At 51.8% G+C, this 26,834-nt stretch carries 16 protein-coding genes; 12 read left to right on the top strand and 4 right to left on the bottom strand.

The genetic code is table 11. The features are described from left to right. Window positions 1-163: 163 nt before the first annotated feature. From CA13_RS07070 to CA13_RS07055, 4 genes are read right to left on the bottom strand one after another with little or no spacing between them, the layout of a single operon-like run. Complete coding sequence (locus tag CA13_RS07070) at window positions 164-2,797, bottom strand: response regulator (protein WP_146395234.1); 2,634 nt, start codon at window positions 2,795-2,797, stop codon at window positions 164-166. Next, window positions 2,794-4,917: an ATP-binding protein gene (locus tag CA13_RS07065; RefSeq protein WP_146395233.1), complete on the bottom strand. Its 2,124-nt coding sequence runs from the start codon at window positions 4,915-4,917 to the stop codon at window positions 2,794-2,796. Before CA13_RS07065 ends, CA13_RS07070 begins: the two co-directional genes overlap by 4 nt. 32 nt (window positions 4,918-4,949) lie before the next feature. Then, window positions 4,950-5,864, bottom strand: a complete 915-nt coding sequence (locus tag CA13_RS07060; RefSeq protein ID WP_146395232.1) for a phosphate/phosphite/phosphonate ABC transporter substrate-binding protein — start codon at window positions 5,862-5,864, stop codon at window positions 4,950-4,952. Window positions 5,865-5,903: 39 nt separating this feature from the next. Continuing rightward, on the bottom strand, window positions 5,904-7,490 hold the full coding sequence (locus CA13_RS07055) for a TolC family protein (protein ID WP_146395231.1): 1,587 nt from the start codon (window positions 7,488-7,490) through the stop codon (window positions 5,904-5,906). Window positions 7,491-7,898: 408 nt separating this feature from the next. On the opposite strand from CA13_RS07055, the gene CA13_RS07050 reads away from it, so the two are divergent. The 12 genes from CA13_RS07050 (at window position 7,899) to CA13_RS06995 (ending at window position 26,765) form a co-directional block, all read left to right on the top strand. Beyond that, on the top strand, window positions 7,899-10,139 hold the full coding sequence (locus CA13_RS07050) for a putative bifunctional diguanylate cyclase/phosphodiesterase (protein WP_146395230.1): 2,241 nt from the start codon (window positions 7,899-7,901) through the stop codon (window positions 10,137-10,139). Window positions 10,140-10,602: 463 nt separating this feature from the next. Beyond that, window positions 10,603-11,025: a hypothetical protein gene (locus CA13_RS07045; protein ID WP_146395229.1), complete on the top strand. Its 423-nt coding sequence runs from the start codon at window positions 10,603-10,605 to the stop codon at window positions 11,023-11,025. Window positions 11,026-11,820: 795 nt separating this feature from the next. After that, window positions 11,821-14,223 carry a polysaccharide biosynthesis tyrosine autokinase gene (locus CA13_RS07035; RefSeq protein WP_419194030.1) on the top strand — a complete coding sequence of 801 codons (2,403 nt, stop codon included), beginning with the start codon at window positions 11,821-11,823 and terminating at the stop codon, window positions 14,221-14,223. Between the two features lie 833 nt (window positions 14,224-15,056). Further along, window positions 15,057-17,639, top strand: coding sequence for an O-antigen ligase family protein (locus tag CA13_RS07030; protein WP_146395226.1), 2,583 nt, complete (start codon window positions 15,057-15,059; stop codon window positions 17,637-17,639). Between the two features lie 1,137 nt (window positions 17,640-18,776). Further along, complete coding sequence (rfbA, locus tag CA13_RS07025; protein WP_146395225.1) at window positions 18,777-19,649, top strand: glucose-1-phosphate thymidylyltransferase RfbA; 873 nt, start codon at window positions 18,777-18,779, stop codon at window positions 19,647-19,649. 167 nt (window positions 19,650-19,816) lie between these two features. Continuing rightward, a complete protein-coding gene (locus CA13_RS34780) occupies window positions 19,817-20,272 on the top strand; it encodes an acyltransferase (RefSeq protein WP_419194029.1) in 456 nt (151 codons plus the stop codon). A gap of 15 nt (window positions 20,273-20,287) precedes the next feature. Continuing rightward, window positions 20,288-20,695, top strand: a complete 408-nt coding sequence (locus tag CA13_RS34775) for a sugar 3,4-ketoisomerase (RefSeq protein WP_419194028.1) — start codon at window positions 20,288-20,290, stop codon at window positions 20,693-20,695. A 3-nt stretch (window positions 20,696-20,698) separates the two neighbouring features. Continuing rightward, complete coding sequence (locus CA13_RS07015) at window positions 20,699-21,808, top strand: DegT/DnrJ/EryC1/StrS family aminotransferase (protein ID WP_146395224.1); 1,110 nt, start codon at window positions 20,699-20,701, stop codon at window positions 21,806-21,808. 205 nt (window positions 21,809-22,013) lie between these two features. After that, complete coding sequence (locus tag CA13_RS07010; RefSeq protein WP_419194027.1) at window positions 22,014-22,466, top strand: acyltransferase; 453 nt, start codon at window positions 22,014-22,016, stop codon at window positions 22,464-22,466. After that, complete coding sequence (locus CA13_RS07005; protein WP_146395222.1) at window positions 22,463-24,061, top strand: O-antigen translocase; 1,599 nt, start codon at window positions 22,463-22,465, stop codon at window positions 24,059-24,061. Before CA13_RS07010 ends, CA13_RS07005 begins: the two co-directional genes overlap by 4 nt. 359 nt (window positions 24,062-24,420) lie before the next feature. Then, a complete protein-coding gene (locus CA13_RS07000) occupies window positions 24,421-25,692 on the top strand; it encodes a glycosyltransferase family 4 protein (RefSeq protein ID WP_146395221.1) in 1,272 nt (423 codons plus the stop codon). After that, entirely contained in the window at window positions 25,689-26,765 is a 1,077-nt protein-coding gene (locus CA13_RS06995) for a glycosyltransferase family 4 protein (protein ID WP_419194026.1), read from the top strand. Before CA13_RS07000 ends, CA13_RS06995 begins: the two co-directional genes overlap by 4 nt. Window positions 26,766-26,834 lie beyond the last annotated feature (69 nt).

The raw sequence follows: 26,834 nt of genomic DNA, 5'->3' as shown, positions 1-26,834 counted from the left end.
GAAAACTGTCTGCTGATGGTTTTCGTTTGCATCATCCACCGATCGTCATCGTGCGAGGCGTACGAGTTCGTTGTGATCGCTAAACGAGTTTGTGATCGCTAAGCGAGTTTGATTTCTTTTCTCACTAGGCATGATCACTTCACTCGCTTTCGGTGGTAAGCGGTCAACCGACGAATGTGCTCAATGCGTCTAGCATTTGATCAATGCGTGTTTCCAGTTCGGCAATCGCGATTGTGCCTTCGGGTAATTCATCCTGGCGAGCCAAGCACTCTATGTTTGATGCTACGTTTTGCACTTGAAGACCGCCAAGATTACTGGCACTGCCTTTAATCGTGTGGGCCGCTTTTGCGATTCGTTCTGGATCATGTTCGGAGAACGCTAACCGCATTTCGCTGAGATGTTTAGGGTAATCTTCCCTAAAGATGTCTAGCATCGTCGCTAAAAATTCTTTGTCGTTTCCGACTCGTTTCATCACTCCCTCAAGGTCGAGTGATTCTTCTGGGGATCGAATCGGTGGTGGTGGTGGTGGTGGTGCTGCGTCACTCGCTTGATCGACAAGATTGGCCATCACAACGGTCAATTTGTCTGCATCGATTGGTTTGGAGACATAGGCATCCATTCCGGCTTCAAGGCACTTTTCCCGATCGCCCTTCATTGCATGCGCAGTCAAGGCAATAATCGGTATCCGCCTCGTTCCACCAGCTCGTTCATCTTTTCGTATTGCCGAGGTGGCTTCGATGCCATCGATCTCTGGCATTTGGACATCCATCAAAACGACATCAAAGTGCTGTGCTATTGCCTGTTCATAGGCATCACGGCCATTGTCGACAATAATGACCTCATGCTTCTCTTGTTCCAGGATGCGAATCATTACTTGTTGATTGACGTAGTTGTCTTCGGCAAGCAAGATTTTCAATGGACGGATCCGCGACTGCTCCAATGAGGCGAACTCGGTGTTTCCAGTGTTGGACGCGGTAATGGTTTCGTCGGCGATCACGGAGCTTTGAGTGACGGCGATGATGGAATCCAATAATTCGGATTGCTTGATCGGCTTGACGAGCGTGGCAGCAATGCCAAGCTCTTTATTTAATTCAACGGCACTGCTGGAATCATTCGAACTCAGTACGAGCAACGCCACATCTGGCATTGCCAAATTTTGCCGGATATGTCTTGCGACTTGGAATCCATTGATCCCCGGCATGTGAGCGTCGAGCAGAACGAGCGAAAACGGATTTCCCTGTTCTTTCGCAGCGATGATTGCCTCAATTGCCTGTTGGCCTCCTACAGCAACACTTGGTTTCATCTGCCATGCAAACGCCATTTCTTCGAGAACCAATCGATTGGTTTCGTTATCGTCCACCACCAACACACGCAGTCCGTCGAGCGACACAACTCGTCTGGCGGATCGCATTTTTGCCATCGCTTCCTCGGGTGCTGCCTGTAGCTTCACGATAAAGTGAAAAGCACTCCCTTTGCCGACATCGCTTTCCATCCAAACACGACCACCCATGATTTCGACAAGGCGTCGTGTGATCGCCAAGCCAAGACCCGTCCCGCCATAGCGGCGCGTCATTGTCCCATCCGCTTGGGTGAACGCTTCAAAAACAGCTTGCTGTTTTTCGGGATCGATTCCGACTCCCGTATCTTCGACGGTGAAGTACAACGAAAGGTTGTCGTCGACACGGTGCTCAACATCCACCGTTAAGGAAACTTGGCCTTCGTGAGTGAACTTGAGTGAATTGCCGATCAAGTTCACCAAAATCTGACGAAGTCTGCCGCTATCCCCGATTAGCATTTCAGGGATTGCAGGCTTGATTCGAGTGGTTAATTCAAGTCCCTTCTCATGGGCGCGAAGTCCAAACATCTTCATCGCATCCCCGGCGAGTTCTCTCAAGTCGAACGTTACGGGATCCAATTCAAGCTTGCCGGCTTCGATTTTTGAGAAGTCAAGAATGTCATTGAGTACTCCCATCAAGGAGTCCGCGGAAGTTTGGACCATTTCCAAATGCCTGCGTTGCCTGTCGGTAAGAGCGCTCTTCAACAACAAACCGGTTAGCCCGAGAATGCCGTTCATCGGTGTCCGGACTTCATGGCTCATGTTCGCAAGGAATTCACTCTTGGCTCGGTTTGCCGATTCCGACACACGACGCGCTTCTTGTGCATCACGATAGAGTTCCTCTAGATTGGCATTTTGACTCAATATGAAGGTCTTTTGCTCTTCTAACGCTTTGCATGCGTCTTGTAGCTCCGCTGTCTTTTCCACTACCTTCATCTCTAAGCTTGCCTGTTGGTCTTTGACGGCACGGCCGAGTTGCCACTTTTTTGAAAGCGTCCATGCCATTTGCAGTGCTTCACTATTGTGGAATGGCTTCTTCAGAATTAACAAACGATCATGATGGCCAAATTTTTGGACGAGTTCTCGCCACGAATAGTCGGAGTGTGCCGAACAGATAACCAATTGGATCTCATCGTCAACGGTTTGTATATGTTCGAGAGTCTTGACTCCGTCCCATCCCGGTGGCATTCGGATGTCGACAAAGGCCATGGCGTAGGGTCGGTTTTCTTCTAGCGATGTTTTGACCATTTCAAAGGCATCTTTGCCTTGATACGCTGATGCCAATTCAAAACGAACGCGCGGCCCAATCTGTTCAGGCTTGCCAAACAACGCTTCTTCGTCCTCGGAGATCTCGTCGAGTTCTTTGGGAGCAAGGATCCTGCGAAAGTCCTCATGAATCGACCGATTGTCGTCGACCAATAGTATCCGTAGCGGTTCAGTATGGAGATCGGGATTGATCATGATGTGATTTCGGTTGTCGATTGAATGAGAGGTAAATTGAGTGTGAATGTGGCTCCCTGGCCAACGCCGTCGCTCCCAAAGCGAATGGATCCGCCAAGTTGTTCCATGGCTAAGGCGCAGCTATGCAAACCAAAGCCATGACCGTCGCTTTTGGTTGTGAAGCCATGAGAAAAGATCGAATCGTGGTGCTCCTTGGCGATACCGACGCCGTTGTCGATCACCGAGACGATTGCTCGATCGAGGCTTGGTTGCGACAGGTGCACGATGATCTTTTTGCTGTCGACGTCCGCCTCACTGACCGCTTGTTTGGCGTTCCCCAGTAGATTGACGAGTATCTGTAACAGCTTGTGTTTGTCGGTAAGGGTTTTTGGGTGACCTTCATATTTCCGCACAAGTTCAATTCCGCAATGCTCGTACCCGACGTGAGGGATTTTGATTGCGTCTTCGATCACATCCCTAAGATCGATTTGTTGCTCCACTCCGCAGACGCGAGCAAATTCTTGCTGACGCGATACAATTTCTTTGATGTGTTCGATCTTTTTGCATACACGATCGATGTTCTCCATCGTGATCGCTCTTTCCCCCATTAGGTTTTTGGCCAGCGTCCCCAAATACCTTGGAATCCTACGCCCGCGATCATCTTCGGTGATGAAATGATTCAAATTGTCAGAATGCTCGTCAAGCATATCGGCGATCTGGCCGAGCTGGGAAGCTCGCGACGTTTCAAGACTTTCACAAACCAATGCTGCCGACACACAAACGCTATTGAGGACGTTGCCGACGTTATGCAGTACGCCCGATGCGACTTCCGCCATGCCCGCTTGGTGAGACATTGCGACCATTTCTTGGTGGAGTCGCATCAGTTCCTTTTGCGAATCCTTTTGGGCATTGATGTCACTCAAGGATCCAACTAAACGAGTCGCAACACCCTGGTTATTTCGAACGCATTTGCCTCGTACTCGATACCAGCGATATTCTCCGGACTTCATGGTGCCGCGGAACTCGATATCGAGCCCGGCCGTTTCCGCCGATAGATGCTTTGTGATCGCATCTTTCACACTGGGTAAATCGTCCGCAAGGACGTACTCGGAAAAATGCGGAGGATCCTCCGCCGGTTCATAGCCTAGCAACTGCTTGAATCGATCAGAACGATAGTTGACGGTTCCATCCGACGCCTTTTCAAGGTCCCAATCCCAAATGCCGTCTTCCACTCCATTGACCGCCAAGTCGTATCGCTCTTCACTTCGTCGCAGCTCGACTTCAATCAACTTGCGCTGCTCGATCTCACGAACCATCGTTGAATTGGCGAGGCTTAGTTCCTCGGTCCTCTCCAAGACTCGTTCTTCAAGCGTTTGGTTCGCCTCAAGTAGCGACGCTTCGGTTGACTGCAGTTTGTCGAGCATTTGGTTAAACGCGATGGCCATACAGCCAATCTCATCGTCGCAATCCACTGTCGCTCGCGCTGATCGGTCCCCATCGGTCATCCGTGTCATGACTCGTTCGAGGTTGCGGATCGGTTTGGTCAACCGTTGGCCAACGAACCAACAAACCGAAAGAACAAGAATGAAACAGGCGAGCACTTCGTAGATGGATCGACGGTGCATTCGGCCGACTTCACGGTCCAATTCGGCCAAGCTTAAACGGATCTCGAATTTGCCAAGGTCCATACCATCGGTGATCAAGTCACCTTGGGTTAAATGGGTTCTTAATACCGAGCTGTGGTTTGGTTCGGTGTCCTCGGGCAAAAAATCGTAGCCATCCTTGTTGAAAACCATGATATCGCCATTGGCTTTCACAATAATGGATTCAATGTCGGGATTGGCCGAGAGCACTTCCATTGTATGGTTGATAACCACTTCATAGTCTTCTCGGTACAGCGATTTTGCGTATGTATCCGAAAGTGAACTCGCCAAGGTCGTGCCTCTAGCTTCCACCGCTGCATACAGCGCCGCCTGTTGGCTTTTTGCACGAAAGAAAAACATGAAACCAACGCAGGTAGTCACGATCACAACCATCGGAAGCATTAGCTTCGTGAAAACGCTGAACTTAAATGGCTTCGGCAAAGGTGTCGCCTTCGCGGGGCCGTTGTCGTTCGCTGGATTTGTTTGAGTGTTTAACATGGTGTTGGTGAGCTCAATGGCAAACGCGTTGCTTACATTCCATACTGTTCGACGATGGCTTTCGCGTCTTGGTACATTTCCACATCGTAATGGGCAAAGCACTCGACCTTGAACAACACAAGAACCTGTCGCGTGCGTGCTTTCTGTTTGAATCCATGCGTTAAGAAGTCAACAATTTGTCCTTTTAGGGCCGGATCAAATTCCGCTCGAAACGCCAGTGATGCGCGAGGGTATTCGGGAGACTTCGCAACGATATGAAGGCGTTTGATTAGGTGGGGACTTAACTGTTGCATTGTTTCGAATGTGGTTCGTGTGACCAAACAGGCCCGCGATTTACGGCGTACAACGCTGATGATTGCATTGACTTGCTTATCGATGGTCTCGATCTCTCCAAAGAATGACTCGGGACGGGTTTGGCACTCTTGGTCGATCAGGGATTCCAGAAAGTAAATGGGGAACTCGCGATTGCCAGGCGCGACTAATTTTGAACCTTTCAAATCAGCCACGTTCTCAATCGGCTGATTGGAAACGAGATAGATTTGCTCGGATGCTCGCCCTCCTTGCACGACGCAAATGGACGGTTCGAGATCCCAGTCTTTTTGCAGTCGAACTAAATCCGTAAACTGGACGATAACGCCATCAATCTCATCGTCTTCGAGTTGCTGCGGAATGGGCTGGGCGGTTTCCGGAATGATTGACTCGACGGTCAAGCCAAGGTCTACTGAAATCTCTTGCATGTAGATCGGGAACGCGGTGAACAGGTCGATGCGTTGAACCTCAGGCCAAGCCGATATCGGACCGGAGTAGCGAATCGGACGCGTCTGTGCAAGCAACAAGCTCGGGAACGAAACGCCGATAAATAGCCATGCCAAGGCACGCATGCCCGGAAAGCAAAACCTTCTCATCGCGTCGGTAGGAGGATTCTTCGCAATTCGTTTTTGTCGCATTTTTTTTGCCCCACTTTGATTCGTCAGTTGGTCGCCTATTCATCGCAGCATCTGTTCGATGCAACGACCGGTCGCATGGTCCAATTCCACCAGCGACACATTCCAGTGGTACAGCGCCATTAAATTTTCACGCTTCATTGCCGTTTCCGTCATCTGTGCTTCGATGACGTCCTTGCTTTCGGTCATGCCGATTTGGTATCCGCGAATAAGTAGCTCGCGGTTTTCGATCGCTTTCTGCCAAGCCCGGTCGGTGGCCGCGATCTGGTCTCTTGCCTGAATGAGCTCGATATAGGCTTTCTTTACCTGCACGCCAATTCCATCGTGCAACAGAGCTCTTTCGGATTGTCGTGCACAATAACGAGCCTTCGCCTGGCGAATTTCATTGAGTGTCTTGAAACCCGAAAATAGGGGCACTTGTGCGTACAAACCGACTCGCCAATTATCGCCATTGGGGGTGACCACCCCGACGCCACCGAGGTTGTCGCGGGCTTGGATCAGGGCACCGGAAGCAAGCAATTTCGGGTGCAAACCGCTCTTGGCCAAATCGACCTGGGACGCGGCGAGGCGAACAACATCTTGCATCTGTTTCCAATCCGGTCGAAATGCGTATGCCTCGCCAATCATTTCGTTTAGATCGAGATGGATTGGCTGATAAGGTAGTACGGCCTCCACCGAATCGATTTCCTCGCTTGCGTTTGCCCCCACCGCGTTGGCCAACGCGGTTCTCGCCAATTGCGTTTTTGCATTGGCTTCGGCAATCATGGATTCGACCGTTGCGACGGCGACTTCGCCGCGAAGATAGTCCGTGCGGTCAACCGTTTCGGAACCCGCATCGAGCATCCCTTTGGTCAATTCTTGGGTAACCTGCAATCGGTCTCGTGTGTCCAGACCGAGTTCGAGCATTTGGCGGGTTAGAATCGTGCCGTAGTAGGCTCGACGCGCTACACGCACAACGTCGTTTTTGGTGATCACTGCTTGCTGACGTGCGATTTGCACCCCGGCGTCAGCCATGGCGACTCCTGCCTTGCGCGCACCGCCGACATAAAGTGGCAAGGTGGTATCAAGCGACGCCGTTTCTACCCTTTCACCGGTTAGCGGAATCGTCAGCAGGCTGGTGGATGGGATTCCCAGCGCCGAAGCGGAGACCTTCGTGTCGATACCTTGCCGGATTCGGGTGACGGAAAAGTTTCCGTTTAGTTGGGGCCAAAACGTCGACTCAGCTTGCTTTAATTGCGCCATCGATGCATGAATGCGGTGATGGGCCGCATCGTTCCGATGGTGATTGGCTATTGCTGAATCGACACACTGCCCTTCGGTCCAATGGCGGATGTCAGTTTCACTGACGTGGCCTTCCGTTGCGCTCGTCGCCGTGACACTCGATCGTCCGCGGTATGCGACCGGAGTTGTTACCAGCGAATTCTCAGTCGGCGTGTCGAAGGCGATCGAGCTGCCCGCGTCGGTAGGACACGATTCGTGGCCCTGAAATGATCTTGCGCTGTGACGCGACCGAGAACTTGCTAGCTGCGGTTCGCGACGATGGGCGGCGCAACCCAGAGAGCACGCCGAAGCCATGAAGACAAGGATACTCAAACAAGTTGTTTTGGATAAAGGGACTGGTTCAGCCACGACAGGTAATCTCGTTGTAACGAGCAAAGCGATGATGCTAGATTTGCGGCTGGCATCGTTCGCTCTCGAAATTCGGTTTGGCAGCAATCAATGCTTACCCAAACACGAATGGGAAATACGTTGTCGCAAGGAAGGGGCGGGATTTTGTTAAGAATCTCCGTGCGTCTATGGGTTAGAGTTCGGTCGTTGACGGATCGCTCGCGAGATGACGCAAAGCTTTTCCGGTTGCGAGGTTTAATCCATTTGGGGATGCAACACCCATTGTTGGTTTGGTGACAAGCTAGAGAGCCCCTTTTGTCGTCGCTTTTCAGACGACACTTAATTTATGACCTACATTAAGGGTGGAGTAGAACGGGGCAAGCGATCGCCGATGATTTGGTGATTGCGTCTATATTCAGTAAGATACCAATGAAACTTCCAACCGAAGAAATCCCGGTCCTTGCGACCGAGGCGAGATCATCTGACGACGTTCGCGTTGTCAGTAACACATGCATGCGCCAGAATTCCGAGCCAAGTTCGGGGCTGGTGTTGATTGTGGATGATGAGAGAATCAATCAGCAGATTCTTGCACGTCTTCTCTCGAAAAAAGGTTATCAGACGGTGCTTGCGTCCGATGGAATGGAGGCGCTGCAATACATCGAAGAGCTTCCCATTGACATCGTGTTGCTCGACATTGTGATGCCCGTGCTCGACGGATCCGAGACGCTTCGAAGACTGCGGAAAAAGCGAAGCGAAGTGGTGCTGCCTGTGATTATGGTCACCGGGGATGGTGACAAACAACAGGTTGTCCGGGCACTCAACGATGGTGCCAACGACTTTATCACGAAACCGATCGACCCCGATGTGACCATCGCGCGGTTAGAGATGCAGATGAAGTTGAGAAGTCTTCAGTCCGCCTTGTTTGAAAGTGAGCAGCGGTATGCGCTCGCGTCGCAAGGAGCCAACGACGGCCTATGGGATTGGGAATTGATCACCAATGAAGTCTATTTTTCGCCACGTTGGAAGCAAATGTTGGGGATCGATGAGGCATTGGTCCTGGATTCATCGGACGATTGGCTGGGCCGAACTCACCTCGAAGACCGAGCACGCATTCAACGCGAATTGGAATGCCATTTACTCGGAGAAATTCCGCATTTCGAAGCGGAATTGCGAATGTTGCACTGCGATGGCTCCTATCGCTGGATGCTGTGTAGAGGCTTGGCCGTTCGCGACAAAAATGGAAAAGCGACGCGTATTGCTGGTTCGTTGACCGATATCACCGAAGGAAAGGTAGCGGATTCACTGACCGGGCTTCCCAACCGTTTGCTGTTTCGTGATCGTTTGCAAGGGACCATTGACCGCGTTGGACTGTTAGACGAAAAAAAGTACGCGGTACTCTATCTCGACTTGGACAACTTTAAACTTGTCAACGATAGCCTTGGCCATGCAGCGGGGGACCAGTTATTGGTTCTGTTGGCCAAACGATTGGAATCGTGCGTGTGTGCATGTGAATCAATCGTTGCAAGAATTGGTGGCGATGAATTCGCTATTTTGCTTGAAAGTGTGAAGGCTCAATGCGAGGCCGAAAAGGTTGCCCAACGAGTGACCGAAGCGATTTTGACGCCGTTTACATTAGGGGATGGTCGCGAAGTTTTTACAAGCGCCAGTATTGGCATTAGCTATGTCAGCGATCGAAACGCCAGTGCCGACGATCTATTACGAGAAGCCGACACGGCGATGTATGAGGCTAAACAACACGGCAAATCGCATTTTGAAGTGTTTGATCCAACCATGCACGAATCTGCTCGCGCTCGACTTGATCTAGAATGCGAACTTCGACGGTCCATCGACCGTGATGAATTGTACTTGTGTTATCAACCGATTGTCGAAATGGCATCCGGAGCGTTAATCGGATTCGAAGCTTTGGCGAGATGGAATCACCCACGGCTTGGTCAAGTTTCACCCGAGCAATTTATTCCGATAGCGGAAGATACCGGATTGATCGGAGTGATCGGATCCAAGCTATTGCGGATGGCGTGTCGCCAAATGGAGACCTGGAAGGCGTCGGAAAAGTTCGCGGCCGAGCTCTCGGTCAACTTCAACTTGTCCGCAAAACAAATGTCGCAAAACGGCCTTGCCGATGACATTCGCGATTCGCTTAGCGAGTCATCTTTGTCACCCGATTGCCTGCGTGTGGAAATAACCGAAAGCGCAATCATGGAGAATTTGCACGAAGGTGTCGAACTTTTGTGTGATCTTCGTGAAAGTGGGATTCGAGTTGAAATTGACGACTTCGGCACCGGCTACTCCTCGTTAGCTCTGTTGCATAAACTCCCGTTGGACGTTCTGAAGATTGATAGGTCATTCATCCGCAAAATGTTGACTTCGACTGAGAATATTGCGATTGTTCGAACCATTTTGACGTTAGCGGATAGCCTCAATCTTGACGTGATTGCCGAAGGAATTGAAACCGAAGAGCAACGCGGGCAATTATTGGAAATGGGCTGCGAATTGGGGCAGGGCTACTTGTTTTCCAAGCCGCTCGATTGCGTTCAAATTGAACATCTGATTTGTCAGGCTTGCACTTGGAAACCTCAAGGGCAACGTTGCGCCGGAGGGCCCTTTGGTTGTAACGCCACGTGTCGTTTCCCAACTTGGAATTTCTCGTAGTCGGCTTGGTCTCGAATCAACACCAGTCATCAAATCTACTGTAGCGAAAGCAGTCCGATCGTGTTTCCTTCGCTATCGAACGCGAACGCCACAAAGCCAAGCGGACGAAATCGCCAAAAGGCTACACACCAGCGCTAGCAATTCACGAGCAACGTTGGTGTCCAGGCTTTAGCCGCCCCGAGCAATCCGACCGAGCAACAATCCGACCGGCGCCGGACGAAATCGCCAAAAGGCTAGACACCAGCGCTAGCAATTCTAAAAACGACGTTCCTCCGCTTCGTGTTCCTTCGTGCACTTCGTGGCGTCCCCATCATTCCCATTCACCAAGACCAGAGCTACCGACGTTCAATTTAAAGAACAATAGAAAGACCGGCGCCGGACCATCGCCAAAAGGCTACACACCAGCGCAAAAACCGGGGGCTTACTGAACGCTCCGACACCCGAGTTCCGTTAAGATAAAGGCATGGAAACCCCCAAACGTGAAAGCAATCCGTACCAAACACCCGAGACATTGGCTGCTGGCAAAACCGAGAAGTCGTCTGGTTTTTCCATTCGATGGATCGTTGGCGGAGCGTTATGGTCGATTGGGTTGGCGTTTCCGATCGGCATGTTTTTCGCACTCGTCTATCGATTCCCCATTCCATTTGCAGGTTACCGATCGGGCTTCGAGGCGGTTGTTCCTTCACTGATGGCGGTCCTTTTTTACGGAGTCCTCGGTGGCTTTGTCGTTTTGGGCATCGCCGGTGCGATCGGTGGAGTGGTCATCGGTCTGCTACCGGGCACGCGCCGAAGCAAGCACGTGATGTTGTTTAGCTGTTCCGCGGCATTGACGACATGCGGTCTATTTGTTCTAGCAATCCTCGACAAAATCATCGGCCCCTGGTGATTCTCGCTCGCGGGTGTCCAGGCTTTAGTCGCTCGTCCGGTGTTGGTCGTTAGGTGCTTAGGATAGTGGTTCCCGATTAAGGATCGGTGAACCTCCAATTCCAATAGCCTGAATTGGGGTGTCCGGCTCAGGAGCCTTGGTTTCGGGATAGTCCCGAGAGCGACGACAGCACCGAGGACCAGATGCCAGGCCGCTGAGTTCGTCCGTCCGCCCGATATTCGTCGCGTTAACGACTGCCTGTATCGGGTGAGACAGCTGTCATCGCTATCGCGACTCACTTAGGATAATTCGTTTGTATACCATGACTTACGCCGTGGGTAATCGTTGACGTCGCAACGCGACTGGAAAATGACTCAATGCCACCAAGGTCTAAACGTGCTCATTGCTCGCGCGTTCGGTCTTGTGCTTTTGTCAGGGGCGGCAATTTGGCGGTGTGTGCTCAAATTGATTGCGTTTCTTCTCTTTCTGTGCCGCCGACCAAATCATTCGCAAGATTGAATTTAGCGATTAATCGGGTCGAAATGTTTAGTGGTTGCTAATATGGATCTCGGTGGGGTGAAAGCCTTTGACTCTCTAGGGCCCCGAGCGTATCTTGAGAGTTCACCGTGAGAGTGGATTTGTTCAGATAAATGTCCACCTAATTGTTCACCGGTTGTCGTTCGTATTTGTTTTCCTGACATCCTGATTGATTTTCCGGACGCCATGTCTGCTTGCCGGATCTTCTAAACCCCTCTGATTGAGATTTCGATGCAGCCAGCCCCTCCCTCATCTACCAATCGCTCCGGTTCCGAGTTGATGAATAATATGCAATCTGCATCGGACGTTTCGGTCGGTGGCGTGTTGTGGCGTCGAAAGGGTTTGATTTTGTTCTTGATCCTCTGTGGACTCGGTGGAGGCTATTGGTTTTTCACTCAGCAAGAGGAAACATTCCGTGCGGGGGCCACGATCGAGGTCTACAGCCAAAACGTGCAAACCAACACGGGAAGCGTGGTTGAGAACCTAACGGAATCGGCACCGAGTTTGGCCTTTATTCAAGCAGAAATGACTTCGGATGAAGTTTTGAAAAGTGCGATTGAAATTGGACAATTGACCGCCTTCGAAGAGACACCTGCGGACGTAGGTGCCTTGATCGCATTAATCCGGAAAAACCTTCGACTTCAAGCTCCATTTGATGGTGCCGAATCTCGGGATCGAACGATGGTCGAAGTGACGTTTGAATCGGGGGATGCGACCGTCGCGACCGCGATCGTCAACGCGGTTGTCGAAGCCTACAACGAGTATGTCAACGGTCGTCATCGCCGGAATATCGAAAATGTGGTCGAGTTTTTTCGTGAAGGACGCGATTCGATTTTGCCCAAGTTGGACGAGTTAGAAAACGAGTTCACCGAATTCCGATCGACCGCTCCATTGGAATGGAATGGCAAGGGGGAAGCGATCAACCCATACCGTGATGACGCCATCCGCCTTGAAGAAAGTTTGCATGCTTTGGAAACGCAGTCACGCCAATTGAATAGTAAGTTGCGGCTGATCAGAGAAGCGGTTAAAGACGGCACCAACAACTATGCAATTTTGCAAGAAGTTCAGTACTTGTTAGAGGATGTGAAGGACATCGACACGATTCAACAAGTGATCGAAGCAGACGTTCCGAATTCTGAATGGGAACTGCAAACCAAATTGATGGGCTTGCGAGTACGTGCCGATACCTTGGCGTCTCAGTTCGCACCAAATCATCCGCAGCGGATTGCGATTGAGCAAGAGTTGAAGATGACCGAAAAAGCATTCCGTGAAATTCAAAAAACTCGCGACAGTGTTCAAGCTGAAACGATCGATGTAGCAGCTCAAAGGAATGAGGCGGCCAAGACATTGTTAATTATGTATGTGTCTAGCATTCGCAAGAAAATTCAATTGATCGATGAAGACATTGCGGATACCAATTCAAGGTTGACCGAAGTCCGCGATCGGGCTTTGAAATTGATCGCGTTCGAGAACAAAAATTCGTCTTTTTTAAGAAGCATTGCCCGCTATCAGGAAACGTTGCAATCGTTTGATAGTCAGTTGGAAAAAGCAAATCTGCCAAGTCTGAACTCGGGACTCCATGTCAATGTGCTTCGGCCTGCCGGGCTTGGTTACCTCGTCGGACCGATATTGTCGCGAGCCTTGGTTCTGGGCGGCTTCCTTGGGTTGGTCCTCGGTGCGGCCCTAGCGTTTCTATGGGATTGGTCCGAGCGAACATTCCGTAGCCCGGATGAAATTTCAACGTCGCTCGGTCTTCCAATTTTGGCACATTTGCCTGTGATGCTTACGCCTCGCAAACTCCGCAAAAAGACAAGCCAGAAAGCGAGTGCATTTCCAAAGACCGCTTCGATCGTAACGGTGTTACATGAACCGCATGCTCCCTGCTCGGAAGCCTTTCGATCGATCCGGACGAATTTGTTTTCTACGGCAGGTGGGGCTCCGGAGTATCAAGTGATCCAAGTAACCAGTGCTTTGCCGGGCGATGGAAAGAGTACGATCGTCGCGAATTTAGCGGCGAGTGTAGCGAGAGCCAATAAACGAGTTCTAATCATCGATGCCGATTTACGGCGGCCGACACAAGCAAAAGTCTTTGGAGTCCAACCGAGTGCAGGGTTGACGGGATTGTTAAATGGTGAGATCGAGTTCAAGGATGCGATCGTTGAAACGGACGCTGAAAACTTGTTTGTGCTCCCTTCGGGACCAAAGCCAAATAACCCAGCCGAAGCCTTGATGTTGCCAGAGTTCGGGCAAATTTTGGATGAAGCCCGGATGCAGTTCGATTTGATTATCGTTGATACGCCACCCCTTTTGTCGGTCACGGACGCCAGCAACGTGGCAACCCACATGGATGGCGTAATGGTAGTGATGCGTATCGGTCGGAACATCAAACCAATGTCAAAACGAGCAACTACCTTGCTGCGAATGCTTCACGTCAACATCATCGGAATCATCGTCAACGCGGTTGGCGATAGCGGTTACAGCGCTACGTATAGCCAAGCTTGGTCCGATAGCTATGGCGGACAACCGGGAAGTGAATACGGATATTCGTCGTATCGTTATGGCAGCGACCGATATCTCGACGCATCGAAAGAGCAAACGGTAACCGTTCGCGGACGTCATCGTGCCGAAAAGGCTGAACCCATCGGTGCAGGCGCCGGTGGTGAGAGCAACGGCAAAGGCTAGCCCAAATGATCCATCAAGGGTGCCATCTCAAGGCACCCATTGACGCGCGGCGTGAGTCATCATGCGGGGGTGAGGGTGAGTTGCTTTGCGATCGCTTGAGTGACCATCGGCACATGGCCATACTGTTTCGTGTGATGATGCACTCGATGGCAGTGAATCGTTTGGTGTGGCTTGCCACGTCGTCGTAAGTCACCGTCGGGGCGTTACCCGAATGATTGTTGCGCTAGTGCTCCGACTAGATTCAACTTTAGGGTTGGGGCTGTAGCGGAAGTCGTCAAGACTTTCGACGATTCACGTAGCAGACCGAAACGCTTGCCGAGTTCCATCTAGATTCAACTTTAGGGTTGGGGCTGTAGCGGAAGTCGTCAAGACTTTCGACGATTCACGTAGTAGGCCGAAACTCTTGACGAGTTCCGCTACCCTAAATTCAAATGTGGTTGAAGCACTATTGCTCCGTGCAGATCCAAAGTTTGGGTTCCCCGTCGTGGACGAGGCAACGAGTCCCTCGCCCAATCGCGACTATGTCGGCCTCCGGCCTTTGCTGGACTTTTGTTTCTGATTCGTGGCCTCCCGGCCACAGCCGAGGATATCTCGGCATCCGGCATAAGACGGGCGTTCTGTGAAGGCTGAACTCCAACGATACGTCATGAATAATCCGGTTGATGTTCCCGAGAAATGCTGGTGAACATTAGCGAATGCTTTTCAAAAACTCTGGCGGATTGCCGCGTTTCTGTTTATGCTAAAAATGATAATTCGATTACATGTTTTACAAATACGCATGTCCGTATTGTTTTCACTCATCAAGCTCGTTCTTTTGTTAGGCAGACATCTCATTGGCGTTTTTTCGGCACACCATCCATGTGGTCACGACGCTTCTGCTTGTCGCTGTACCAGGGCTGATTGCATTTGACTGTGGCGGCTTTTTGCCTTGGTCCCATTGGTTGCTCAGCGTGCTGGCAATCCTGTTTGTAATCCTTGTCACCGTCGGTCACTCCGAAGATCACCCGAAATGGGACACAACGATTCATGGGGCTGACAACGACGTCTCACACCGCCATGCGGATAGCCCGCTAAGCCCTCCGATGGGGGCGATTTCGTTCATGTTTCAGTCATCCTTGGAGAGGCTGATGCATTGGACCCCGCTGATTCTCATTTTGGTCTTTGCCGCAGTCTCATTGCTGCAAACATTGTCACTCGATGCCTCGGTCGTCCGTTGGCTATCGCCCGCATCAGCCGATGTTTTCCAACATTGGCTTCCCAAGGCACTCGGTATTGCTGCTCCGGATCGTTTTACCGTATCGGTTTCTCCCTGGCTGACGAACAATTTCACCTCGCGAGCGATCATATTGGCTGCTTTTGCTTTCGTCGGTGGCCGCTTGATGACGAATCGCCATTTTGTGATCGCGATGATGATTGGACTCGCGTTGACGGGCCTGTTACACGCCGCGGCCGGCTACTACCAACAAGCGGTCTCCCCCGGCGTTAACCTGTTCGGCGTCACCCGAATTGGCCGCCCATTCGGTCCCTTCGTGAATCGCGCCAATGCAGGTGCGATGCTCAATCTCGGACTCGCCGCAGCCATCGGATTGTTGTCTGCCCGACTCCACGGCCGTTGGGATTACCCACGTAAACGCCAACGGGGATTTCACGGCAGCTTTCGACGGCTGATCGTTGACCGAGTCCGAGCGATCCTGCTTGATAGGCCCTCCCTATTGATTTCGTTCGGGATCGTATTCATTGTCTCCGCGATTTTGGCTTGTGGTTCGCGAGGAGCCTTGATGGGGTTGGTCGCAGGAACGATTGCCTGCGCAATTTGTGCCGTTTCGACACAGAAATTGCCATTGTTCCTGGTCGCGTCCGTCGGCGTCGGTTTGATGGCGTTGATGACACTAGGCAAAACGGGCATCGAAGCCACCTCGCTAGAGCGATTTTTGGAAACCAGCGAATCGATCACACGCGATAATGCGAGGCTGCGGCATTGGCCCGACGGATTGCGAGCCGCCACGTCATCATTGCCACTCGGCGGCGGTATGGGGGCCTACCAGTATACCTATTTGCCGTTCCAACAAACCGGTGGCCCGAATTGGTTTCTGAACGCCGACAACCAATGGGTCGAATGGTTTACCGAAGGAGGCTTGCCGATTGCGGGCGCGATGTTGGTGGCTCTCTTTTCGGCGATGGTCGCCCTCCGCCGGTTGCTCGAAGCGTCCGACCCCGCCAACCGAGGGCTCGCCATCGCCGGCGTCTTTGCCATCGCTGCGATAGGCATTTCGCAAACCTTCGACTTTGCGTTGACCGCATCCTCGATCGCGCTGGCCGCCACCCTGCTCGCCGCCGCCATTCATGCCCGAGCGGCAAAAACGCAAGCTGCACAATCCCTTGCCGCACAAATGCCCCACGCTTTTCCGAAGCCCCGTATAGACCATAGCGATCACGTCGACCGAATGAGTCACGCATCGAGGATTCAACAAGTCGTCCGTGCGTGGATCGAGCGTTTCGCAGCGATTCCAGCCCCCTTTCGATACTGGAGCGGGCGAATTGCGGTCGCGGTGGTTTTCCTAGGCATGCTTGCCTGGGCACAGCATCAAACGCGCCGGGAAGCCATGGCCTACGCTGTCGTTCGCAATTGCAAATTACAACTTGCTGATGATGCACTCGATTATCCGACGCTATTGGAACTCGAACAACGAGTCGATCGAGCCATCGATCAAGCCCGCCTCTGCGATCCGCTATTGATCCAGCAATGTCTCGTTCAAAGGCGATTGTTTCGTATCGAACGTATAGGAAGGCTCTTGGACGATCAGCCGATATCGGCCGCCGAAGCGGTACGCCGGACAAGCTTGGAGCTGATCCGCGTCAACGAGTCTTTGCTAGGCGATCCGCCGCTCAGTGACGACCCCCGGTTACGACGGATCACCGATTTATCCCGACAAACATTACAACGTTGCCCGTTGTCGGAAACCGCACTTTGGAACTTGGCCCAGCTCGATTTTTCCGAGGGATACCGCTCGCGGACGCCAGCGATTTTGGAGCAATTGAGCCGTCTGCGCTGTCGCAATGGCGACATTCTTGCCGGGATTGCCGCAACAGCGTGGCAGATGGGGGAAAAGGAAACTGCCGCCCAAGCGTGGAAGCAGTTGTTGTTGGTCGACGCTAAGCGTTTGCCAAAGGTCTTTCAGCAATTGTCGAAAACCGAAGGCGCGATTCGGCTCAGCCAAGTTTTACCCGACGAGATCGGCTCGGACGATAACCACGCATCGAACCACCGGCAATTGCTACTCAATGCCGCGAGACTACAGAACCAACTCCCCGCTGACCAACAAGACCCGATCGTCCGCGCCCGAGCCCTAAAGCTACTCCAAATTCCCATCAGCCCCGCCGAAAGGGAGTTGAAAAAGGAATTGGAGGAAGAGTAAGCGGGAGGCGGGAGGCGGGTGGCAGTTGGCAGTCGTCAGTCGTCAGTTCAAAGAAGTTGGCAGGCATCAGTTGGCAGTCGTCAGGAAGAGGCCCCATCAGCCGGCACGCGCTAGCGTCCGGTTCCGCTGCGCAAATTCCTCGGACGCCCACCGTCAACAAGGGGCGTAACCGCAATGATTTTGTAAAAGTAATTCGTCAAGCATGGAGGAGGAAGAGAGTGGGCAGTCGTCAGTTTTCAGTCGTCAGTTCAAAGAAGTTGGCAGGCATCAGTTGGCAGTCGTCAGGAAGAAGCCCCATCAGCCGGCACGCGCTAGCGTCCGGTTCCGCTGCTTAAATCCCTCGGACGCCCACCGTCAACAAGGGGCGTAACCGCAATGATTTTGTAAAAGTAATTCGTCAAGCATGGAGGAGGAAGAGAGTGGGCAGTCTTCAGTTGGCAGTCGTCAGGAAGAGGCCCCATCAGCCGGCACGCGCTAGCGTCCGGTTCCGCTGCGCAAATTCCTCGGACGCCCACCGTCAACAAGGGGCGTAACCGCAATGATTTTGTAAAAGTAATTCGTCAAGCATGGGGGAGGAAGAGAGTTGGCAGTTTTCAGTTTTCAGTTTTCCTGCCCACTGCCTACTGCCCACTGCCAACTGCCAACTGCCAACTCTTCCCCCTGCCAACTCTTTCCCCCCTTCCTCCCAATCCGCAAAACCGCTCACGTTGAAAGCATTCCGGCGTATTCTCTCGTGGTCAGACTAGAAACTCCGGTGCACATGAACTGTACTACCTTAATCTTCAATTAATCAGGCGGAAGACGGATTGCCAGCACGCACATGTGTACAGGCAGCTCCCTTGACGATTTGAGTGAGCCGACCCATATTGCCTCGACGGTTTTTTGAAGTCACATCCAAATTTCCTGACAAACCAAGCCACAACTCAACCACTTCCAAATATGGGTGCCATGCCACCCACGTGGACGAAGTCTGCGCCAAGCGAAGGCGGTGCGGTCGTCGGCGAAAATCATCCTCTATTCCCGGGCCGTGGCAATTTTATTCTTCTGCCCACTGAAAACGGCCAACTGATTACTCCCGTGAAGTGGGCCCTGACCACTCTTCTTCCCGCCATCTGAAAACTGAACACTCAAACTTCCATGACTCGAAAAGGAATCGTATTAGCTGGTGGATCGGGCAGTCGATTGCATCCGGTGACTCGGGCGATCAGCAAGCAATTGCTGCCGATCTACGACAAGCCGATGATCTATTACCCGCTGTCGGTACTGATGTTGGCGGGAATCCGAGAGATCTTGGTGATTTCAACGCCGGATGACTTGCCGATGTACCGAAAACTGCTCGGCAGTGGCGAGGATTTCGGGATCCAATTGACTTATGCCGAACAACCGCGGCCCGATGGATTGGCTCAAGCGTTTCTGATCGGTGAAGAGTTTATCGGCGATGATACCGTGACGTTGGTGCTCGGCGACAATATTTTTTACGGGCAAGGGTTTTCGCCAAAACTAAAGACCGCAGCCCAGCAAACCACGGGTGCGACCGTATTCGGTTACGAAGTCCACGACCCCGAGCGTTACGGGATCGTCGAATTTGATGCCCGTGGCAAAGCGATTTCCATCGAAGAGAAACCAACACGTCCTAAATCGCGATTCGCGGTTACGGGGCTCTACTTTTACGACAACCAAGTCGTTGAAATCGCCAAATCGATCAAGCCGTCGCCACGTGGCGAGCTTGAAATCACCTGTGTCAATCGGCAATACTTGGAATCGGGGCAACTCAGCGTCGAAAAGCTCGGCCGCGGTCACACGTGGCTCGACACGGGGACGCATGACAGCCTGCTAGAAGCATCAATGTTCGTCAAAACGATCGAGCATCATCAGGGGTTCAAAGTCGCCTGTTTGGAAGAAATCGGGTTTACGCAAGGTTGGTTGTCCGCCGAGGAGTTGCAGCGGCGATCAGAGCAAATGAAGAAAACCGGCTACGGCGACTACCTAGCTCAGCTCCTTCTCACCTAGTAGAAACCACGCAGTGGCTTTTCGATTTAACCAGCCGCCTCGCGATAGCGTACGGTTCGTTGCCGGATACCGCACGCTATCGCGTCAGTATCTGATCGTTATTTCGCCAATCCGCATAAAATCGACAACCTTCACACTGCCAACTGTCAACTGAAAACTTCCCTCCCATGATCCATCCCACTGCTGATATACAGTCCGATAAAATTGGCAAAGGAACACGCATTTGGCAGTATGTCGTCGTCTTACCAGGTGCGAAGATTGGTGAAGACTGTAACCTGTGTTCGCACTGCTTCATCGAAAAGGACGTGATTGTTGGTGACCGTGTGACAATCAAATGTGGCGTCCAATTGTGGGACGGGGTCAGGATCGAAGACGACGTTTTCATCGGCCCGAATGTGACCTTCACCAACGATCTATATCCACGCAGTCAACAATACCCGGCTGAATTTGCTCGCACGACCATCAAGAAAGGTGCGTCCATTGGCGCGGGCTCAGTTCTGCTGCCCGGAATTACCGTTGGCGCAGGGGCAATGGTTGGCGCTGGCAGTGTAGTGACAAAAAATGTATCGGATCATTCGCTCGTATTCGGCAATCCGGCGAAGCATGTACGGTCATTGAACTAAGACGAAAACTGAACCATGTCGATTGCAGATTGTAAACTTATTGATCTCCCCAAGATCACTGACCATCGTGGCAACCTGACCTTCGTCGAGGGCGGAAATCACATTCCGTTTTCGATCGAGCGTGTGTACTACCTGTACGACGTACCCGGTGGCGCCGAACGTGGTGGGCACGCTCATAGACAACTGAGCCAATTAATCATCGCGATGTCGGGAAGCTTCGATATCGTGCTAGACGATGGTCGTGATAAGAAGCGGATCCATTTGAACCGTTCATACAATGGACTTTACGTTTGTCCTATGATCTGGCGAGAAATGGATAACTTCTCTTCGGGTAGCGTCTGTATGGTGTTGGCCTCGAACCGTTACGACGAGTCGGATTATTACCGCGACTATCAAGACTATCTCAAAGCGCTCAAAGCATAATTGATGAACGTTCCCTTTCTTGAATTGAAACCAGCCTATTTGGAACTGAAGGACCAATTCGATGCCGCTTACCACCGAGTGATGGATTCCGGATGGTACCTGCTCGGAGCGGAAGTCAAGGCCTTCGAATCGGAGTACGCCGAGTATTGCGGGGCGGACCACTGCGTCGGTGTCGCCAATGGGCTCGAAGCGATCAAGTTGGCACTATTGGCCGCTGATGTTGGCCCCGGCGACGAAGTCATTGTCCCGGCGCATACCTTCATCGCAACGTGGTTGGCTGTATCGTCGGTCGGTGCGACGATTGTTCCCGTTGAACCGGATCCAAGCACGTTGAACATCGATACAAATCGAATCACTCCTGTGATTACTTCGCGGACCAAGGCGATCATTCCAGTTCACTTGTACGGTCAACCCGCGCAGATGGACCCGATCATGGAGATCGCAGCGGAACACGACCTGGTTGTAATCGAAGACGCCGCGCAGGCCCAAGGGGCGACGTACAAAGGCCGCCGCGTTGGTTCGCTCGGTCACATGGCCGCGCACAGTTTTTATCCAGGCAAAAATTTGGGTGCCTTTGCCGACGGCGGTGCCGTCACCACCAGCGACCTCGCCATAGCCGAACGCGTTCGGATGCTCGGCAATTACGGATCGCGTCAAAAGTACCATCATGAAATCGTGGGAACCAATTCGCGGCTTGGTGAATTGCAGGCAGCGTTTTTGCGAGTTCGACTATCGGTTCTGGACCAGTGGAATGGTCGACGACGCGAACAGGCGGCTGTGTACACTCGCCAACTTGCGGAATGTGCCAACTTAGTACTGCCCCAACCCCGCAGCGATACAAATCCAGTTTGGCACTTGTATGTGATCCAGACCGATCATCGCGACGAGCTACAAAAGTACTTGGCCGATTCGGGAATTGGAACCGTGATCCACTATCCCATTCCCTGTCATCGCGCCGGGGCGTATCAGGCCTTAGGGTTCGATCAATTTCCAATCACCGAGAACATTTCCAAACGTTGCCTCAGCCTCCCGATTGGACCTCATTCGATAGGCCAAGAGATGGTTGTGAATACGGTTATTCGATTTCAAACAGGAAATGTGGCTAGTGTTTAGTCTGTTTTCCCGAACGATAAAACGTGTGTTGCGAACAGCTCGAAGCATACGACTACCGAAGCCAACTTCGGGTGTAGGGCGTTTTGTATACAAATCGAATCGTGTCTCGCTGAACTTGAGTCGGCATCCCACGAGTCAGATTGTTTTAAACGGAAACGTCTATCTGCAGTCAGATCTGGGGGATCGAGGTTTGGTGAATATTTCGATGGCGGAAAACTCAACACTCTTGATTGATGGTGACCTAATTTTGGGACCCGGCGTGTTTTTGCACGTCAATAAAAATGCGAATTTGACTTTCGGCGGACGTAACACATCGTCAGGTAGTGGCATTACGTGTAATACGCGAGTTATGGTGAATCAGAGTTTGACCATCGGTTCAGATTCTATCATTGCTTGGGATTGTTTCATTTCCGATTGTGATTGGCACCAAATCCACAACCAGCAGAATACAATCCCTGTAAAAATCGGCGACGGCGTCTGGATTGCTCAGGGGGCGACAGTACTTAAGGGTAGCGACATCGGTAGTGGAAGCATTGTCGCAAGCAAATCGGTTGTGTCGGGAGGAACCTTTGGGCGGCAATCGTTGGTTGCAGGCAATCCAGCGAAGGTGGTTCGACATCCGGTTGTTTGGTCTCGTGATTTGGACGCGACGCATTGATTCAATCTATTAATCGACAAAACGAACTGTTGGAGAGTGATCAAGACACTCGCAATTCAATCGATGTAGCAGACCGCAAATCCCAGTCGAACAGCTATGGTCAAGTCCTCAAGGCATCCTCCATCATCGGTGGATCCCAGGTGGTCACGATGGTCATCGGAATGGTTCGAACCAAATTGGTGGCGATGCTGATCGGGCCCTCGGGGGTCGGACTGGTTGGCATGTTCCAGTCGATCACGGGAATGGCCGCAACTATCGCCGGACTGGGGATCCAAACCAGTGGCGTGCGAGATGTGGCTGCCGCCGCAGGAGCGGCCGACGAGCGGCGAATCGCCGAAACCATCTTGACGCTCCGCCGCGTTTGCTGGATCACCGGAATGCTCGGATGCTTGATCCTCTATCTCGCTGCCGGTTTCCTGAGCCAGATGACGTTCGGTTCCCTCGACTACGTTTGGTCCATACGGTTGCTCGGCCTGACCATTTTGATGGGTAACATTGCGGGTGGACAATCGGCGATCATCCAGGGTAGACGCCGGATCGGCGATTTGGCGAGGATGCGAATTGTCGGAGCGATCGGCTCGACCCTCGTCGCAGTTGGTTTTTACACATGGCTGGGGATCGATGGCATCATTCCCGCACTGCTGGCGATTGCCGCTATTACCCTGGCCGTTTCCAGCTACTTTGCTCGCCGAGTTCCGGTGCAGAAAACCAGCATCTCCTGGCGAGAGAGTCTACGACAGGCCCACGGACTATTGGGTCTTGGACTGGCATTGGTTTGGAGCGGGCTATTAACGATGCTGGTCGCGTACCTGACGCGAGTTTGGATTGCAGAAGAGCTGGACCTTCATGCGGTCGGTATCTACACCGCCGCTTTTGCACTTTCAGGGCTGTTCGTGCAATTTGTGCTGCAGGCGATGGGTGCCGATTACTATCCGCGGTTAACAGCGGTGGCTCACGATCCCGCCCAAATGAACCGCTTGATCAATCAGCAAACCGAGATTGGATTGCTGTTGGCGTTTCCCGGTTTATTGGCAACGCTGGCAATGGCACCGTTAGCCATTATGGTGTTTTATACTACGGAATTTGCACCGGCGGCGGGCCTACTAAAATGGTTTGTGGTTGGTTGCATGGGGCGAGTAATTTCATTTCCTCTTGGCTACTCGATGCTTGCACTCGGCCGCGGCAAGCTATTTGCCACCACCGAAACGATCTTCAATTTATTTCACCTTTCGGGGATTTGGATTGGACTTCATTACTTTGGTCTATCGTCCGTCGCGATCGCCTTTGCGTTGTTCTATTTGTTCGTTACGACTGTCATGCTCGTCACGACTCATTATTTGACGCGATTTCGTTGGAACCACGCAGTCATTGAATTGCTAGTATGGATGATACCGGTTGCTGCGATCGTCTTTTTACTCGATGGATGGTTGTCTCCAGCCCTCAGCGCCAGTGCCGGCGTCATAGCGACGCTAGTCGCAACGGTCCTATGCCTTCGGCATCTGGTGACCTGTTTAGGCAGCCAGCACCGCATTTCAAAAACATTACTTCGCCTTCCCGGTGGTAATTGGTTTACGCGAGGTCTAAACCAAGCATGACAAACACCAGCGAACCCAAACCCGAAAAACCTTTGATCACGTTTGCGCTGCTTGCATACAATCAAGAAAAACTGATCTGCGAATCCATTGAAGGTGCATTTGCCAAAACCCATTCGCCACTCGAATTTGAAACTCTTTCAAATGTCTACGAGCGCAACACCAAAATGCCAGCTTTCAATGTGTGAAGAAGTGAGTCATTGCTCCCTGAATATTGTCTATTATCTACTCGCGGTTTATTGTAGTTTGTATTGAGACGCTGATATTGAGGAAGGCGAAGCCTTTGGTGCCAATGGCCAACAGAATCGCGATCTTTGCTTTTAAGCGACCATAAATTCAGTAACTCGCAGGAATTGTTCCCAATGAAGTTTGTGTTCTTGACTTGCCGCCTTGTAATGGGAGGCAACGAAACATTGATGATTCGAATGGCCCGCTGGCTGATTAGTCGCGGGCATTCGGTTGCGATTATTACTGCACAAGGTGGATACCTTGAAGGCAAGATGCCCGAGGACTGCGAAACGTTTATCGTTGGCTCTACAAATTTTGGTGCGGCAGTGGTTCCCAGATGGCCGTTTCCACGACGCGTTCGCGAGCGCATTCGCGACGCCGATTTCGTAATGAGCTTTTCGGGTGGCGGATGCATGTTCGCCTACCATCTAATTCGCGCCACTCGCTCTCGTGCCAAACTGATAGCAGGAGTCTTTCACCCAAATACCGGAACCACGATTGGCCGCAAACACTTTTTTGACTTCGTGTTTCAAGAGGGTACTCACGACGAGAATAAGCTCTATATGAACGAAGCGATGCGTCAAATACATGAACATAGAATGGATCGCCCACTCCCTACATCCCCAATCTGGAAGTTGCCCGTGGAAGTCTGCGATAGCGAGAATGTATTTCCGAATCGTCAATCAGGAATCATCCTCTCCGTTGGGCGGTTGACACAATTTAAAGGCTACAATCTTTACATGCCGCGTGTATTACGGCAGTTGCTCAACGAAGGGTACGACACGCAGTGGCATGTAATCGGTGACGATGAACCCAATACTCGGGAACTTGTAAAGGAAGAAATGATTGCTGAATGCAAGCGTTTGGGAGTCCTTGATCGTTGCACGATGCACGGAATTGTTCCCTATGAAGAACTCCGGCAACATTTCGCGAAGTCGACCGTTTTTGTTGGCATGGGAACCGCCATGCTTGAAGCATCCGCTTGCGGCGTTCCCTCGGTCTGCGCGGTCGTGGATGACATGGATGGATTGTCCTATGGCTATCTTTGGAATCAGCCTCCTGGATGCGTCGGAGAGCGGTTAACCTCGCGAGAACCTAACAAAAAAGTGGTCAACCTACTAAGGAACGTTCTCAATGCGGACGAGCGTTCTTATTTAGAATTCACCGAAAAAGCGAGGGCGAGCGTTCGGCAATTTGAACTCGAAGATCGAATGAATGAGTTTTTCTCGATCTGTGCAGCGGCCAAAGAGGGCACAAAGCCCATTAGCCAGTCGCGGACACTGTACATTGCAAATAAAGGTCAGCAATGGATTCGAAAACGAATTGTTAGTCAGACGCAATGGTGGAAACGGCGGTTGTTAAAATCTACTATAGAAAACGATTCCAAGTCCGTGATGAACAAATGAAAGTACTTGTAGTGCTCGAGGAATGGGGGAATGGGGGAACTGAACAGTATGTTGATGTTCTGTACGATACGTTGTCTGCTGCCTTGGCCGAATCCGAATTCCGCCTAGTTCTACTGAGTGACAAAGCCAACTTGTCGGTTTCATCTGACAGATGGGGTGGCCCAGTTGAGATATGTGGCAAGGAACCGTCGCGTAAATTCAGAGCACTGCGTTCCATCGTCAACCAACAGCAGCCTGATATCGTGCATCTGCATCTTTACACTTCCATCTTACCCGCGATTCTATCCCTGAAGCCATGGTCCCGCGTTCCAGTGATTTCCACGTTTCACCTGCCCATTAGTCAATGGTCGTGCCGACATCAGATGGGCTTTCGGATCGCAGCGGCAATGTGTGATCGCGTGATCGGCGCTTCGGCATTCACAGCAGATCAATTGCGTAAGTGGATACCCGATGTGATTCAGGCGTCACCACCGATTTCCGTGAGCAACGATGCTTCCGAGAGAAAGCAATCGAATGCCGGTCGGATAAAGCTGGTTGGGTGTGGCAGGCTCGAAACACAAAAGTCGTGGGACACACTGATTCAAGCGATTGATGATCTCGACGAATGCCATCGCCACAATTTGCAGGTCGAAATCATTGGCGACGGAACACTTCGCAACCATCTCCAGCAACAAATTGACGCGTTTTCGCTTGGCTCCATTGTCTTTTTGTCAGGGGCATTACCTCACGATGAGGCCATGAAGCGTGTAGCGTTGGCAGATTTCTTCGTTTTACCGTCACGTTTTGAAGGCTTCGGTATGTCTGCCGTCGAGGCGATGATGTTGGGAGTGCCGACGATCACGTCCGACTTTCCAGCATCAGCCGAATACATCGACCATGGTGTAACGGGGCACCGCTTTCCCATCGGCGATACCGATGCGCTAGCCAAGTTGATTCTCTGGCACGTCGAGCATCGTGATCAATCGTTCGCGATTGGGCTAGCGGGTCAGCAACATGCAATCGAACATTATCAGCCACAGCGCATTGCAGCGATTTACCATAACGTCTACCAATCCTACTTGCCCAAAGCATGAATCTGACGCTATCTGAATGATTTTGTCGTAAATTGGCACAGGGATGCCAAGGGAATTTTGATGTTTTGA

The sequence above is a fragment of the Novipirellula herctigrandis genome (assembly GCA_007859835.1).
GTDB classification, from domain to species: domain Bacteria; phylum Planctomycetota; class Planctomycetia; order Pirellulales; family Pirellulaceae; genus Novipirellula_A; species Novipirellula_A herctigrandis.
The sequence above is the reverse complement of the archived record's forward strand: the minus strand, read 5'-3'. Positions and strand labels throughout refer to the sequence as shown.

What these genes read in the sequence shown, in the direction of transcription:
- CA13_RS07070 (WP_146395234.1), bottom strand. Translation starts at nt 2,797, where the DNA reads ATGATCAATCCCGATCTCCATACTGAACCGCTACGGATACTATTGGTC.
- CA13_RS07065 (WP_146395233.1), bottom strand. Translation starts at nt 4,917, where the DNA reads ATGTTAAACACTCAAACAAATCCAGCGAACGACAACGGCCCCGCGAAG.
- CA13_RS07060 (WP_146395232.1), bottom strand. Translation starts at nt 5,864, where the DNA reads ATGCGACAAAAACGAATTGCGAAGAATCCTCCTACCGACGCGATGAGA.
- CA13_RS07050 (WP_146395230.1), top strand. Translation starts at nt 7,899, where the DNA reads ATGAAACTTCCAACCGAAGAAATCCCGGTCCTTGCGACCGAGGCGAGA.
- CA13_RS07045 (WP_146395229.1), top strand. Translation starts at nt 10,603, where the DNA reads ATGGAAACCCCCAAACGTGAAAGCAATCCGTACCAAACACCCGAGACA.
- CA13_RS07035 (WP_419194030.1), top strand. Translation starts at nt 11,821, where the DNA reads ATGAATAATATGCAATCTGCATCGGACGTTTCGGTCGGTGGCGTGTTG.
- rfbA (WP_146395225.1), top strand. Translation starts at nt 18,777, where the DNA reads ATGACTCGAAAAGGAATCGTATTAGCTGGTGGATCGGGCAGTCGATTG.
- CA13_RS34780 (WP_419194029.1), top strand. Translation starts at nt 19,817, where the DNA reads ATGATCCATCCCACTGCTGATATACAGTCCGATAAAATTGGCAAAGGA.
- CA13_RS34775 (WP_419194028.1), top strand. Translation starts at nt 20,288, where the DNA reads ATGTCGATTGCAGATTGTAAACTTATTGATCTCCCCAAGATCACTGAC.
- CA13_RS07015 (WP_146395224.1), top strand. Translation starts at nt 20,699, where the DNA reads ATGAACGTTCCCTTTCTTGAATTGAAACCAGCCTATTTGGAACTGAAG.
- CA13_RS07010 (WP_419194027.1), top strand. Translation starts at nt 22,014, where the DNA reads ATGGCGGAAAACTCAACACTCTTGATTGATGGTGACCTAATTTTGGGA.
- CA13_RS07000 (WP_146395221.1), top strand. Translation starts at nt 24,421, where the DNA reads ATGAAGTTTGTGTTCTTGACTTGCCGCCTTGTAATGGGAGGCAACGAA.
- CA13_RS06995 (WP_419194026.1), top strand. Translation starts at nt 25,689, where the DNA reads ATGAAAGTACTTGTAGTGCTCGAGGAATGGGGGAATGGGGGAACTGAA.